General features: G+C 29.7%; 16 protein-coding genes. 2 read left to right on the forward strand and 14 right to left on the reverse strand.

The features are described 5' to 3' along the window. Positions 1-310: 310 nt before the first annotated feature. Complete coding sequence (locus ABE048_RS07850; RefSeq protein WP_430310401.1) at positions 311-1,291, reverse strand: hypothetical protein; 981 nt, start codon at positions 1,289-1,291, stop codon at positions 311-313. Positions 1,292-1,435: 144 nt separating this feature from the next. Between ABE048_RS07850 and ABE048_RS07855 the strand changes: the two genes are divergently transcribed. Further along, positions 1,436-2,305: a hypothetical protein gene (locus ABE048_RS07855; RefSeq protein WP_430310403.1), complete on the forward strand. Its 870-nt coding sequence runs from the start codon at positions 1,436-1,438 to the stop codon at positions 2,303-2,305. A 128-nt stretch (positions 2,306-2,433) separates the two neighbouring features. On the opposite strand, the gene ABE048_RS07860 is transcribed toward ABE048_RS07855, so the two are convergent. The 8 genes from ABE048_RS07860 to ABE048_RS07895 form a co-directional block, all read right to left on the reverse strand. Then, positions 2,434-3,060 (reverse strand): hypothetical protein, encoded by a 627-nt coding sequence (locus ABE048_RS07860; RefSeq protein ID WP_430310405.1) that lies wholly within the window; start codon positions 3,058-3,060, stop codon positions 2,434-2,436. Beyond that, positions 3,057-3,242 (reverse strand): hypothetical protein, encoded by a 186-nt coding sequence (locus tag ABE048_RS07865; RefSeq protein WP_430310407.1) that lies wholly within the window; start codon positions 3,240-3,242, stop codon positions 3,057-3,059. The genes ABE048_RS07860 and ABE048_RS07865 overlap by 4 nt, the downstream gene beginning before the upstream one ends. A 119-nt stretch (positions 3,243-3,361) precedes the next feature. Then, complete coding sequence (locus ABE048_RS07870; RefSeq protein ID WP_430310409.1) at positions 3,362-4,951, reverse strand: DNA cytosine methyltransferase; 1,590 nt, start codon at positions 4,949-4,951, stop codon at positions 3,362-3,364. A gap of 174 nt (positions 4,952-5,125) precedes the next feature. Further along, complete coding sequence (locus ABE048_RS07875; protein ID WP_430310411.1) at positions 5,126-5,578, reverse strand: hypothetical protein; 453 nt, start codon at positions 5,576-5,578, stop codon at positions 5,126-5,128. Between the two features lie 143 nt (positions 5,579-5,721). Next, positions 5,722-6,363 (reverse strand): RadC family protein, encoded by a 642-nt coding sequence (gene radC, locus ABE048_RS07880; RefSeq protein ID WP_430310412.1) that lies wholly within the window; start codon positions 6,361-6,363, stop codon positions 5,722-5,724. Between the two features lie 75 nt (positions 6,364-6,438). Beyond that, positions 6,439-6,795, reverse strand: a complete 357-nt coding sequence (locus tag ABE048_RS07885; RefSeq protein ID WP_430310414.1) for a hypothetical protein — start codon at positions 6,793-6,795, stop codon at positions 6,439-6,441. Positions 6,796-6,797: 2 nt separating this feature from the next. Further along, entirely contained in the window at positions 6,798-7,070 is a 273-nt protein-coding gene (locus ABE048_RS07890) for a hypothetical protein (RefSeq protein WP_430310415.1), read from the reverse strand. Between the two features lie 631 nt (positions 7,071-7,701). Further along, the gene (locus ABE048_RS07895) at positions 7,702-8,343 is read right to left on the reverse strand and encodes a hypothetical protein (RefSeq protein WP_430310417.1); all 642 of its coding nucleotides are present in this window, start codon (positions 8,341-8,343) and stop codon (positions 7,702-7,704) included. A 297-nt stretch (positions 8,344-8,640) separates the two neighbouring features. On the opposite strand from ABE048_RS07895, the gene ABE048_RS07900 reads away from it, so the two are divergent. Then, on the forward strand, positions 8,641-9,228 hold the full coding sequence (locus ABE048_RS07900) for a hypothetical protein (RefSeq protein ID WP_430310418.1): 588 nt from the start codon (positions 8,641-8,643) through the stop codon (positions 9,226-9,228). Between the two features lie 169 nt (positions 9,229-9,397). On the opposite strand, the gene ABE048_RS07905 is transcribed toward ABE048_RS07900, so the two are convergent. From ABE048_RS07905 to ABE048_RS07925, 5 genes are all read right to left on the reverse strand, one after another. Continuing rightward, positions 9,398-10,315 (reverse strand): HNH endonuclease, encoded by a 918-nt coding sequence (locus ABE048_RS07905; RefSeq protein ID WP_430310419.1) that lies wholly within the window; start codon positions 10,313-10,315, stop codon positions 9,398-9,400. 94 nt (positions 10,316-10,409) lie between these two features. Continuing rightward, the gene (locus ABE048_RS07910) at positions 10,410-11,096 is read right to left on the reverse strand and encodes a hypothetical protein (RefSeq protein WP_430310421.1); all 687 of its coding nucleotides are present in this window, start codon (positions 11,094-11,096) and stop codon (positions 10,410-10,412) included. 134 nt (positions 11,097-11,230) lie between these two features. Next, a complete protein-coding gene (locus tag ABE048_RS07915) occupies positions 11,231-11,683 on the reverse strand; it encodes a hypothetical protein (protein ID WP_430310422.1) in 453 nt (150 codons plus the stop codon). 80 nt (positions 11,684-11,763) lie between these two features. Next, positions 11,764-12,180 (reverse strand): hypothetical protein, encoded by a 417-nt coding sequence (locus ABE048_RS07920; protein ID WP_430310424.1) that lies wholly within the window; start codon positions 12,178-12,180, stop codon positions 11,764-11,766. Positions 12,181-12,197: 17 nt separating this feature from the next. Next, positions 12,198-13,070, reverse strand: coding sequence for a ParA family protein (locus ABE048_RS07925; RefSeq protein ID WP_430310426.1), 873 nt, complete (start codon positions 13,068-13,070; stop codon positions 12,198-12,200). Positions 13,071-13,078: the final 8 nt, after the last annotated feature.

The following is a 13,078-nucleotide window of genomic DNA, read 5'->3' on the forward strand; positions in this document are numbered from 1 at the left end:
ACCTTTAACATTATAAAATTTACTCTTAACGTTATTTTTTTTACCTTTAACGTTATTTTTTTTACCTTTAAGTTCCACAAAGCCAGTAATATCAAGGGTTTGCGGAAACTGTAAACAATATATAACAAGTATTAATCATATATATAACATTTCCAAACAACAAACAGAAAGATACTTTTGTAGGGTGGGGTGTGTATATCTCATTTCTAAAATTAACGTTCATTTAAAGGATGTAAGGGATATCCCCTGAGTTTTGATTAAAACTTCATTTAGTAAGGTATTAAATCTAAATACCTTTACTTTACATAAATTATTTATCAGTTAAATTTTCAATAATAGTCTTCATTTGAGCTTGATTATAAATTTTTCTTACTATATCATCTACCGAGTTATCAATATCAATAAAATTAGCGTTATTATTTTTGTAGTCATAAATACTGGATATCATTATAAATGGTAAACGCCATTTTTTTAGAACTCGGAGTGGTAATGGCAAAACTCCTAATTGCTTATTAGAAAGTGCATTGTCTATATCTTGTAATTTTTGAATTAATTCAATCATATCTTTTTGCTCTTTTTCAAAGTCAATTGTATTAATCAAATTTTCATTACTTGGTACAATTATCGGAGTTTCAAATTTAAAGTAGATTTTTTGCTCTTTTTTTAAGCGAACTTCGTAATTTCTATTTTTAACTTTAATTATATCGATGCTATTAAATTCTGAAGCCAAAAACAATTTCCACTTCTCAAATGTTTTGTTATGTTTTAGATAATTATTGTATTTTATTGGATTTTTTCTATAAGTAGTAACGTATCCAACCATTTTTGGTGCATTAAACATAATAGCGCTAACGGTTCTATGTGTTGCTCCTGAAAAATATATATCATCCTCTATATAGTAATTGAAGCGTGGTAAACCATCTCTTAATAAATCTTCCTTTGTTGCATCTACATAAAAATCATATTGATATTTAATACCATTCACTAAAAGAGAAATTATATTTGTTTCAATTCTTGAGGAATTAAGAACTCTATCTTTTGTAGGTAATTCACCAGTGACAGAAAAAAATAATTCATAAATAGATCTATTAGCTGTTTTCCATCCAGTATAAATTCCCTTGATTTTCTTTACTTCGACAATTGTGTGTTCTTTATTTTCACTAATTTCATCATAAAATAAGCTGTATTCATAATCACTAACTAATACTCTATCCTTCATTTCTTCAATATGATTGCTTGAGATACCTTTCTTATTCATTTCTGAGATCAAATAATCAATTATTTCTCCCATTGTATTAACCTCTTTTTATGTATTTTTAATAATCATATCTTAATCTAGTTAACGATATATATATATTGTTATAAATTTTAGTCAAAATTTTAATTTTTAGTGGTAATATAGTTTTATATATTTATACCTAGAGGAGTATGTATAATGAAAAAAGTTTTACTTTGTGCATTATTATTATTGATTACGACGGCTTGCTCTCATGACGAGAAAAAGGTCGAACCAGTAGAAGTTGAGAAAGCAACACCTACCATTGAAGATAGGGACAAATACTTAAAATCAAACAAATTTATTGAAGAATTCCATAACTCAGAAGATGAAGATGGCTTTAATCATCTTACGGTTAAAATGAGAAAGGAATTTACTCAGAAGAGCATCAGTAAGCAATACCTGTATTTGATTGATTTATATAAAGATTATAATAGTAAATTCCATGAAGTAGATTACATAAATTCATTAGAGGTTTATTTTGATGATACGGAATTTCCAGCATATAAGGTATATTTAGCAACATTTGTGTTTGTGGGGGCTAATGTTAGTATTGATAGAGAAAACTGGCAAATACCTAGTGATAGGATATTGCAATTGCTAGATACATTAGATAAAAAAGACGTATTGTCCGGAAAAGAGGCAGGTTTAACGCTTGCAGAGGTTGAGAATGATGAAAAACCATTGATAAAAGAATCATTAATTACCTCTTCTGAAGAGGTTACTGGTGCTCTTCAATCATCCAATGTGGCTAAAAATACTAAAAGCACAACAAGCGATCCTGATTCTGAAACAGATATAGAAGGCATGACAGGTTTTGAGTGGATTAAATTAAGTGACAATCAAAAGTTTCATGCGGTGTCAAATGCATTATATAGTTTGGATAATAAGGGATATACTGTTTTAGAAAGTGAAGATTTCTATATAGATGCTTTAAATTCTTTTTATACCGATTCTACTACAATGAATGAGTCCGTAAGCGGAGTACTATCAACTGTTGGAAAGATGTCTGGTACAATTAGAAAGTGAGTTTTATCAAGGTACTTGCATATAGAGCTAATTAGCACAATTTAATAAGGTTATCAATAGAGAAAGCAACACTTGATACAGTAATAAAAAAGCACAATATCATATAAAAATGATATTGTGCTTTTGTGTTATTTTTCTTCTTCAAGTTTATTTAATAACTTTTCATATTGCTCTTTCCAAGTAGTGAACATTTGTTGCGTTTTAAAAAACTTTGTCTTTACTTGTCTTTCTATATAATCTAAATCCAATTTGTCGTGATAGCGAACAAACATATTGTATCCCCAATATCGAGGATCTTCATGTTCTGAAGCATCTAATCTATCAATAATAATATCCTCTAAAGATATCATGGATACGATAACATCATTGCCATCTTCATTCTGCATAGGTATTTCAGTAATTAAGTTATAATCGCCTTCAAGTGTAGAATCTACTATATCAACAACTAATTCCAATTCATCTAATATAAAGACACGTTCGTCCGTATTAAACCCCATAGCGTTTAAATCTTGTCTTAATCTCATACTGGATGATGTAACTATATCTAAGTCACGAGTTGTATAGTCATTGTGCGTATAAAATTCTACGGATAAACCACCTACTACTATTGGTCTAGCGTGTACATGTACATAAGGCGCCATATGCTCCGTTAAAATACGAGCAGTTTCCATTAATACCCTAAAGGAATCATCTTTAATCGGTGCGAGGGCTAACAATTTTTCCTTTGTCTTTTTTAAACGTTCTTCATGGCTCATTTCAATGTAAACCCATCTAATGCTCTTTGTTCAGCTGCATTACGAGGTCTACGGCTACCACCACGTTTTAGACATTTATCAGTCTCACCATAAACAGCGTTATACTCTTTAACAGCAAGTTCAGCAATTTTATTTGTTGTTTTAGCCATCTGTTTTGAATAATCTATTGTCATTGTTCTCATATATATTCAGCCCTTTCGTATGTTTATATTGGATTTATCTTATCATATGCGGAAATGTAAATCATTCGGCATGTTTTAATATGAAAAATTTAACATTCAATATGCATTTTGTTCATTAACTAACTGGCTGTAATTAAACTGTTACCACAATTAAAAGCTATATTGAATTTTTCTATAGCTTTTTTAACCACTTTGGCAACAGCCATTGATAATTGATATGGTACGCCATTAGCTACCTGTTGTTGCTTAGAAGATAAAAGACCTTTAAATATAAAGTTATCCTTTAATCCAAATAAGCGTGCTGCCTCACGCACAGATAATATTCGATTTTCAAATGGATGAAGAATATTACTCTTCCTTACATTTGTTATTGTGCATGAAGGTTCGTTATTTTTTAATCTCCGATAAATCGAACTGTGCGTAGTATCGTTAAGCATTTTGGCCGTCTTTAAATTATCAGGAATAGCTTTCCAATTTTGCCCTTGTTTTACGTGTCTCATACGTTCTAATGTAGTTGACTTAGCTTTTGAGAAATCTAACTGGTTAGGAATATCGTCAGTAAGACCTCTGAAGGCATCTTCTACTGTGCAAAATTGATTTAGTTTATGTGTTGGCTTTGGTAAATCTATTTTTCCGATTTTTGAGCCAATCACAAATGCTCTCGAACGATCTTGCGGACACCCAAATTCTGTGGCTCGTAATACACCGCTTGTAATCTCAAAATCCTTTAATTCAGAAAGGATTTCATTTTTAAAAGCTCCATCCCCCGCAGTTAATAATTGAGGAACATTTTCTAAAACGAAAACTTGGCAATCCTTATTTGCCTTTACAGCATCAATATAGGATCTAATAAATCGATTATTTGGATTATCTAAATAATTGGTTTGTCTGTTTGCTGATGAAAAGCCCTGACAAGGTGGGCCACCAATAATAACAGTCGCATCTTGCATTAAAGACATATCCGTATTTAGAATGTCACCGCAAATAATATGGTCTCCAATATTATGTTTGTATGTTTCCGCAGCATCTTTTTCTTTTTCAATAGCAAAGCAAATATCATATCCTATGTCTTTAAAGGCTTGATCCATCATACCAGCACCGCTAAATAGACTAGCTACTTTTAATACTAGAGGAACTTGCTTCAGTCCATCTTTAAATTTATTCGCAAAAGAACTTTTATCAGCCGAATTACAACTGAATAAGTCTAGTGATAGTTGCTCTACTTGTTCACGAATAAATGTGTAACTAAATTTTTTCTTAGCGAATGTTTGTAGGCTGGTGCTATCGACAACTTTCTCCGATTTATTCTTTTGATCAGGAGAATCATTTTTATCTTCGTATCCTTCGACCAAAATAGTGTCTTCGAAAATACTTACTTGTAAATAATCGTAGGATTCAAAAAGATGCATTGCCTCCTTATTACGAATATCAACAAGTGGTACGAAGCCTTTAGAGCCTCTTTTTTTACGTGAAATAGAACCCGAAAACGCTTTTGCTGTTTCATCTATACCAAGCTTTTTAACATCCTCTTCCCAATTTCTCGCATTACCTAATTCATCCTCGGCTAATACCAAGATAATTTTATGGTTAGCATTATCAATGATATATTTGTATTTACTATTTATTTTCATCATATCTGCATCTGAAAAGGTGATACCGCCTCTTTTACGACTTCGTTTAATCATCTTGTTTTTTATGAATTTGAACATCACTATCTCTCCTTTTAAATAAAAAAAGAGAAGTCCTATTGAATAGGGAACTTCTCTCTTTTAAATGACTTTTAATAAAATAACACATAACTATTTAGCTATTAATAATTAAATAATAGAATGGTTAAATAGTTAATTTTATTAATTCAAGTTATGATTCTATCAGCTTTATTTTTATTGACAATTTATTAAAAAGTTATAATAGCTTATATCTATATCCTTTATTTTTAATTGTGTTTCGGTATCTATTTGAGATACACTTTCTATCCATACGAATTCTTTAAATGCGGAAAACGCATCTTCTTTGGTTTTATATCCCGTTAGACATGGTTCTCCATTTAAATAATCCGTGGTACATAAAATAAGATTACCTACAACTTCAAACGGCATACGACTACATTCATCAAATAAATGGAAAATTGCTGTCTCACATTTATTATCCATCACTTCATCATCGAAAATTAATCTATCATCACCATTTTGACCTAATCCTACGTTATCAACCCTTCTACAATCTAAATGACCATAGAAAAATTTAAAGAGTGAATCTGAACAGTCGATATTATCAATTACATCAATTGTTAGTAGATTATTTTTCACTGAAGCCTTTATAAAGTAGTTTCCCATATTAAATCTCTCCCCAACTCTGATTAATTAACTATTCAACCATTTAACTATTTGTTATATTGTGTTTAAATAGTTGAAAGTATCGTTCATATAAAAGGATTTTTAAATAGAAAAACGCCCTAATAAGACAGGGCGCTTTTTCATTACATATATCCTTTTTCTTTTAAACTAACAAATTGACTATCACCAATAACTACATGATCTAGCAATTCCACTCCCATAATTAATCCAGCATCTTGAAGTCGTTTTGTAACTTCAATATCCTCTGGACTAGGAGAAGGATTACCGCTCGGATGATTATGACTGCAAATAATAGATGCAGCACTATACTTCACAGCAGTTTTGAATATCTCACGAGGATGAACAATACTTGCATTTAAAGAACCGATGAACACTGTTTCACGGTGAATAATTTCATTCTTTACATTCAAGAATAAAACAACAAAATGCTCTTGATTTAAGTTCGACAAATGAGGCATTAAATATGTAGCTGCATCTTGTGGCGAACGTATAGTAAAACGATTTTGTGCTTTATCTTCCAATACCTTTTTATGAAACAAAGTAGCTGAATGTAATTTAATGGCTTGTGTTTCTGTTAAGCCATTTGAAATTAACTCGGAAACTGTTAGTGAACTAATCTTCTTAGCTCCCAAATTAGCTAAAGTATTGACAACTTCTGTGTTTTTTTCTGTGCCAATTAGCATTGTTAAAACTGTAGCTAAATCAATAATTGGTGTTTCGGCAACTGTATCATAATTTAAAATTTTCTCTTTAATAGTTTTCATTATAAATCACTCTCCGGCTTCTTTTTTTAAATAAAAAAAGAACATTCCAATAGAAATGTTCTCTCTGTAAGCATTTTAAAGTTTTCGACTTGAAAAACGTTCAGTAACCTTTTTATTTCCAAACTGTTCTAAAGATGAATCTTCCCAGCCTAATGCCTTTAAATCCTTTGCTTGAAAAGTAATTAGAGACCAAGGATCAACTCCTTCTAAAACCAGGTTACGAGCAATTTCTTGTGTCATATCCTTGTTGAAGCTCCAAGATATAGAAGGATAAAAACCCCACTTTTCAATAGATGTTTCAACTGGACCATGTTCTTTCACATATTTTTTTAAGTTATCTTTTATCAATTTTGATGCAGCTTCAAGGCGAGATATTTCATTCGCCATTTCGATTGCATCAGATGGAGTATTAGGTACTTGTTCAAAGTTCATAATTACGCAACCTCCAATAAATAATTTTGTTCAAATATCCCTGTCTGAACAACTGAATACCATTTGGCACGAATATGTTTAATTACTCTAAATGCAAAGTTATTTGAAACTTTAACATGACCTTTGGCTGTAGAAGTATAAAATTCGTTATCGTGAATAATAAGGTTATTCATATTCCCTTGATCATCACGAAAAACCAAGTATTCAGTATCAAATTTTTCATTTACTAACACTTTTCGAAAAGCATTAAATGTTAATTCATTCTCTTTTTTCAATTTAATCAAACCCCTCAAAGTTATTTTTATAAACAAAAAAAGCCGAGTAATCCCCAAAAAGGAATCAATCGACTTTTTTCAATATATTAATGTAGTCAAAAACTACATAATAATCCTATTAAAATATTTTTGGCTTAAAGCCTGAACTCTTATGCTATCTAAAGCTAGAGTAGTTGTTTTGTGTCGAATCTCCTAACAATGCGTTTTCGCAGCTGGTTTGACGACTTCTCAATTAAAACAAAATCTTTTAAATAGTTGTTTATATGAGCTAATAGTTAATAATTCTATAACCCAACTTTACAAAACTAGATTATTAATGTCAATTAAAATATTTGCATTATTTAAAAATAGGCAAAAAAATAGAGCCATAATTAATAATGGCTCAGTTAGAAGGGTGATTGGTTTGTAAAAGCTGCTGACAAAAGATACAACTAAATTCAAAACGTGTTTTGAATACGCATATACTTTAAATATCCAAACAGCGTTCACTAAGGAAAAGCAACTGTGGGATTGCTTATCTATAAACAATTATAGTATAAGTTGGATACATAAAGCAAATATTTTTTGCTCAAATATAATAAAAGTTTATTTTCTTTGCCTAAAAACTATTTAACTACAATATTATTAATAGTTAAATAGTTAAATAGTAAATCGTTTTATTTTCTTTTATTGAAACTTCAAAATAGAGTTCATCTATAATACATGCCAGTTCATAAATAATATCACTATCTTTTCCATTAAAAAAAATATTAGTAAATGTATTAATCAATGGATTGATACTACAAATAATAGGAATAGTACCTATTGCAACTATTATAATTAAGTATTTTAAATTATCATTTACTACAAGGCTTAATGAAAAAATAAGTATTGACACAATTATCGCTAAATAGGGATTTAAATCATATTTTTTATATCTCTTTTTACTTATTTCTTTTAAAACAATTGATAGATCTTTAAATTGCTGAGAGCGAACAAAACCTCGCTCTTCTAAGTAACAGTTTACATATGCTTTTAACATATCCTCATTATCTAACCAACTAATTCTAAGTAAACCATCTACTTTTTTATTAATTATCCAAAAAAGAACTCCTATCAGTATTTCTATTAAACTAAACCATATGCTGATTTCGATAACAAGATATAGAGTTGTAAATGTAAATAATAATAGCACGAAAAAGCCTAATGTTAATGGCCAACCAATTATCTTGTATCCTCTTTTTAATTTCTTTACCCGATAATTTTTATAATCCCCTATCGTTTTCTCGATCATTTTTGACTCCTTTTCTTTTAATAAACGGTACTAATTTAATATAAATTTGCAATAAATATCACCTCTAAAAAGTTAGACTTTATATCATTAGAAATTAAAATTAACTATTAAAATACAAAACTATTTAACTATTAATATTAAAATAATTAATCAAATTACCTTTTGCAATGGAGATTTTTTTACGCTTATATAAATTATTACTCATTTATTTTCGGATATAAAAATTGAAATTAAAGTATAATTAGTAGTTCAAATTAATTATACGTTAGGTATAATTATCTAAAAGGAGTGTGTGGATTGAAAAGAACAATAATAACAATAATAACAATTGTAATCACTGCTGCAGTAATTTTAAGTGGTGTATACTTTTATAACCAATACACAGTAAAAGCTAATAAAGAAAAAATAGAAAGTATCAAACAGGCAGAGAAAGAAAAAGAAATAGAAAAAGAAGCTGAAATGAAAGAAGAGCAAAAAATTCTTGCCCGAGAAAGAATAGAAAAGGCAGATAAAAGTGTGAAAGAAGATCCAAACGCTGTTATCGAAACTGCAGAAATGAGCAATGAAGGTATTGATAATACTGAAGCTATATCATATGGAGAATTAGATAAAGCTGCGGATCGATATAAGGATAAACCTTACTTTTTGAGCGGAGTAGTCGAGCAAGCTATTGAAGAAAATGGAGAAACTGTCTTAAGGGTTTCAGTATTAGGTACAAACAATGAGTTTTTGGTGCATTACCAAGGTATTACAGATGCAGTTGAGGGAAATGTTGTAAATATTGATAGTATTATATTAGGTAAAGAAAGTTATTCTAGTGGTATGGGTGTTCAAGTTACATTGCCAGCATTGGAAGCTTACCATATTGAAGTTTATTTAGAGTAGATAGGATAAAAAATAATAAATTTGATAAAAAGAAACAGCGGATTAACTAGAAGAGTGTTAATCCGCTGTTTTAATTACTTTATTATTTAGCCATTTGTATTAAAATAGTGAAATAGTTAAATTGATATAGATATGTCCTATCTAATAGAAATTGACATTATATTTCTTGTTAATAGATTGAATCTCTAATATCTCCTGAAACTGGGTTAATAGAAATGAAATTTTCTTTAAAATGCGGATAGTTACTAGCGTGTTCACTTATTCGTATCATTGCTTCGAAAACCGAAAAGATTCGGATAAAGCAATTAATTTGTTCTCCTTCTTTTATCATAAACGCAATATGATTATGAGGTTCTTCTGGCCATAAATCTTGAACTATTGGATTTTCCTTATTTCTGATTTCTATTTTACCTTTAATAGGATATCGTTCATAAAATTCAAAAGGTAATTCATTGTCTAAAAAACAATTTTTAATCATGTTACCTGTTGAATCTTTAAAATAATCCTCACCTATCCAATAATGCGCTAATTCGTAAGCAATTTTTAATATGGCTCGTTTGTAATGGTGGATATCTATTTTTTGCTGAATTTTCATAATTGGCTTTTCATCAACAAATTCAACAGAAAGAGCTTCAATTTCTTCGAGGGTTAACTCTTTTTTTCCATTTCTTCTTAGTGTTTTATTAATCATTTCAGGTAACTTACTCTTGTCTTTCTTATCAATTGAAATAGTTATATCGATAGATTGATCATCATTTACCTTTACATCTTGACTTGGTACTAAATATAGCTCTTTAGGTTTTCCTTCATAATCGAAACGGTATAAGACTTTTTGTTGTCGTTCGTTGTCGATTACACCTTTTTCTAGAGGGTTTGGTAATTTTCCCGATTTACCTCTAATATTTAATTGGTGTCTTTCAAATTGTATTAACTCATGGTCTACAAGATGGTGGTCTACATTATGTCCCAGCAAATCATTACAAGTTTTACAGACATTATATTGAGTAAGTGTTCCACCGATTGAATCAGGAAAAATATGTTCCTCAGTTAATTTATCTTTATCTTTTTCGCATATAATGCATTTCAAATGAAATTCCACCTCCTATACAATTATAGAATAATATGGGGTTAGGTAAAGAAAATTCCGAAAGTATTATGATTATCGAATGTTCTTTCTTTGCCTACGTCCAAAACCTCCACCATTTTCTTTTTTTATTATTATTCAAATTCTCTTTTTCTTTTTCTTCTTCGGCTGCGGCTAATTGCCTTCGCATTTCCATAGACTCTTTTATAGATAGCATCAACTTTTTATCTCTTTCATCAATGCTATTTTTTATATAGTCTTGTTGTTTCTGCAATTGTTCTAACAATTGTTTATTAAATTGCTGTTGTTCATTTTTAAATTGCTGTTGTTCATTTTGAAATGTACTAAATGCTTCAATCAACATGTTAAATGCGGGGTTCGATATAGGCTCTACAGCAGATATAGATTCCATAGCAGTTATATCATCTATATCTTCTATATCAGATTCAAGTATTGTTTTTACAGATTGATTTAAAGTCAACGAACTGGAGTTTTTAAGCTCTACAATCTTTCTAATTATTTCTATATCTTTTTTATAGAAGATACGATGTCCCACAGAATTCTTATTAAACTCGTAATTATGTTTTTGCATCAAAGCACAGTATTTTCTTAGAGTGCTTTCTTGTACACCTAAAATTTTACTGACCAGTGAAGTATCATATATTAGATCTTCGACAGTTGATGTATCTGATATAGTTGATGTATCAGACTTATTTGAAGTATCAAATGTATTTGATGTATCAGACGTATTCGACGTATCAAGTGTATTTGATGTATCAGACATAACATATCACCCCTTAAATACATACAATTCGCAAAAATTCATTACAATCCTTCTATTTACAAAAATTAGATATCAAAAAGTCCAATTTCTAAAATTAAGAAATTGGACTTTTAAATATTAATATTAGTTTTATATTAAATCTGATTATTTTCTACCTGTGTTGTTCCACAATCGGTTTTTTTAATTATATACACAGAAGTGTCATACCATCGTATATCTTCACCATTCTCATTCTTAGCTCTTTTAACATGCGGTATATCATTATTTCTCACAGCTTTATTAAACCTTTTCCCTAATTCCCTTCGATTTATAGAAGGCTTAATAAGTCTACTGTTACTATCTACTTTACCCATACTAATATTAGAATAAGATTCTAATTGATTTAGTACAAACTCTTTCCCTTCAGGAAGCGACTCAGTTTCTTTAATTAATTTATTTAGTGCTAAATCGAAATCAAACGGTTCTTCAAAGAAGACACTTTCCAAAATATTGATAATTTCATTGTTTACACTGATTTTGTGTTTTTTCGCTTGAAGCTCCAAATGCTTAAAAAGTTCATCTTCGATTGGTAGATTTATTCTTGGCATAATTTTAATCTCCTCATAAAGTTAAATTTAAACTATAGGGATGTGGTGCAACATCAAAACTACAAATATATTTAGTAAGATTATTTTAGTAAAGATACAGCATTAGAAATTACGTCTAGTTGAGATTTTCGGTATTTATAAGCAATATCACTTATCCGTTTTAAATCCGTTTTGTATACTCGTATATTTTCATATGAAGGTTCTTTTATTTTGCCATGAATGTTTTCTATAATTTGTTTATCTTCATTTGCTTTCTCAATCTTTTCTTCTAATTTATCAAGTGCAATAGTAAGTGCTGCATTATGTTTTTTATTGTTTATGTGGCCATATTCACGAATGATTTCGTAGTCTTGTGCTCTAATCGATTTAGATTCAGCCTCTAAAGCTTTTTTCTTTTGTGCTTGCTCGTTTTCTTCTGAAACTTGTGGAATGACATTTTTTTCTCTATTTGCTTGTTGTTTCATTCTACTTTTAAATGAATCAGCATCTAATTTCATGTAGTGACACCTCGCTATTACTTATTATCATCTTTTAGAATTCTTTCTAGTATTTCATCTGTTAAATCATCGAACATTTCCATTGCTTTTTTATCATGAATATCATTTCTAGAAATACCTCTTGAACGGAAACCTTTTATGCGTTTACGGTAGTAAATTATTGTTTTAAAAAGCAATTTTGAAATTCTTTCGTCTTCATTAGAGATTTCGAGAATTAGATTATCAATCGTATCTGATTTATCAAACTGATACGCAACAATACCTAATAGTTTTACATCTTCGTTGCATAGCTCCTGTTTTTCTTTCGATAATCCTTCTATGTAATCTAAATAGTAGTATGACAACCCTTCAAAGCTATCCACCTCAGTTTTTAATACACCTATGACATAATCGCTGGCCATTATTGTATTTGTTGTGTGTAAGTCGATAGATGGTTTTGGATCAAAAATAATCACATCATAATCATCTTCAATTTCATCTATTAATGTTTTCAACAGCATTTTTTCTGTAGCTTTTGTGCCAAGGTTGTTCAATTCAGAGAGATCAATTGAGCTAGGTACGATATCAAGATTTTCAGTAAGAGGGACAATTGCTGATTTTAAATCTTTTTGGACTAATGCTTGATATACAGTTGTAGCACCTTCGTATTTAATGTAATCACCAATAAATTCAAATTCATCATCTTGATTCTTTTTAGGAAATTTCTTAGCAAATAGACTGTTTTCATAAGGGAATGTATTTCCTAACAGCATAGTTGCGTTTGTTTGCAAATCGAAGTTTACATGAAGTGTTTTAAAACCTCTTTCAGCCAATATGTATGCAACAATACATGAAATCGTGGTTTTCCCAACTCCACCTTTAAAGTTCCCGAACGTAATTTTTAGAGCCATTACTAATA

This window comes from Rummeliibacillus pycnus (assembly GCF_050459865.1).
Taxonomy (GTDB): domain Bacteria; phylum Bacillota; class Bacilli; order Bacillales_A; family Planococcaceae; genus Rummeliibacillus; species Rummeliibacillus pycnus_B.

Coding starts and splice junctions, on each gene's coding strand:
- ABE048_RS07925 (WP_430310426.1), bottom strand. CDS start 13,070: ATGGCTCTAAAAATTACGTTCGGGAACTTTAAAGGTGGAGTTGGGAAA.
- ABE048_RS07850 (WP_430310401.1), bottom strand. CDS start 1,291: ATGGGAGAAATAATTGATTATTTGATCTCAGAAATGAATAAGAAAGGT.
- ABE048_RS07865 (WP_430310407.1), bottom strand. CDS start 3,242: ATGAGAACAATGACAATAGATTATTCAAAACAGATGGCTAAAACAACA.
- ABE048_RS07895 (WP_430310417.1), bottom strand. CDS start 8,343: ATGATCGAGAAAACGATAGGGGATTATAAAAATTATCGGGTAAAGAAA.
- ABE048_RS07860 (WP_430310405.1), bottom strand. CDS start 3,060: ATGAGCCATGAAGAACGTTTAAAAAAGACAAAGGAAAAATTGTTAGCC.
- ABE048_RS07920 (WP_430310424.1), bottom strand. CDS start 12,180: ATGAAATTAGATGCTGATTCATTTAAAAGTAGAATGAAACAACAAGCA.
- ABE048_RS07885 (WP_430310414.1), bottom strand. CDS start 6,795: ATGAACTTTGAACAAGTACCTAATACTCCATCTGATGCAATCGAAATG.
- radC (WP_430310412.1), bottom strand. CDS start 6,363: ATGAAAACTATTAAAGAGAAAATTTTAAATTATGATACAGTTGCCGAA.
- ABE048_RS07875 (WP_430310411.1), bottom strand. CDS start 5,578: ATGGGAAACTACTTTATAAAGGCTTCAGTGAAAAATAATCTACTAACA.
- ABE048_RS07910 (WP_430310421.1), bottom strand. CDS start 11,096: ATGTCTGATACATCAAATACACTTGATACGTCGAATACGTCTGATACA.
- ABE048_RS07870 (WP_430310409.1), bottom strand. CDS start 4,951: ATGTTCAAATTCATAAAAAACAAGATGATTAAACGAAGTCGTAAAAGA.
- ABE048_RS07915 (WP_430310422.1), bottom strand. CDS start 11,683: ATGCCAAGAATAAATCTACCAATCGAAGATGAACTTTTTAAGCATTTG.
- ABE048_RS07855 (WP_430310403.1), top strand. CDS start 1,436: ATGAAAAAAGTTTTACTTTGTGCATTATTATTATTGATTACGACGGCT.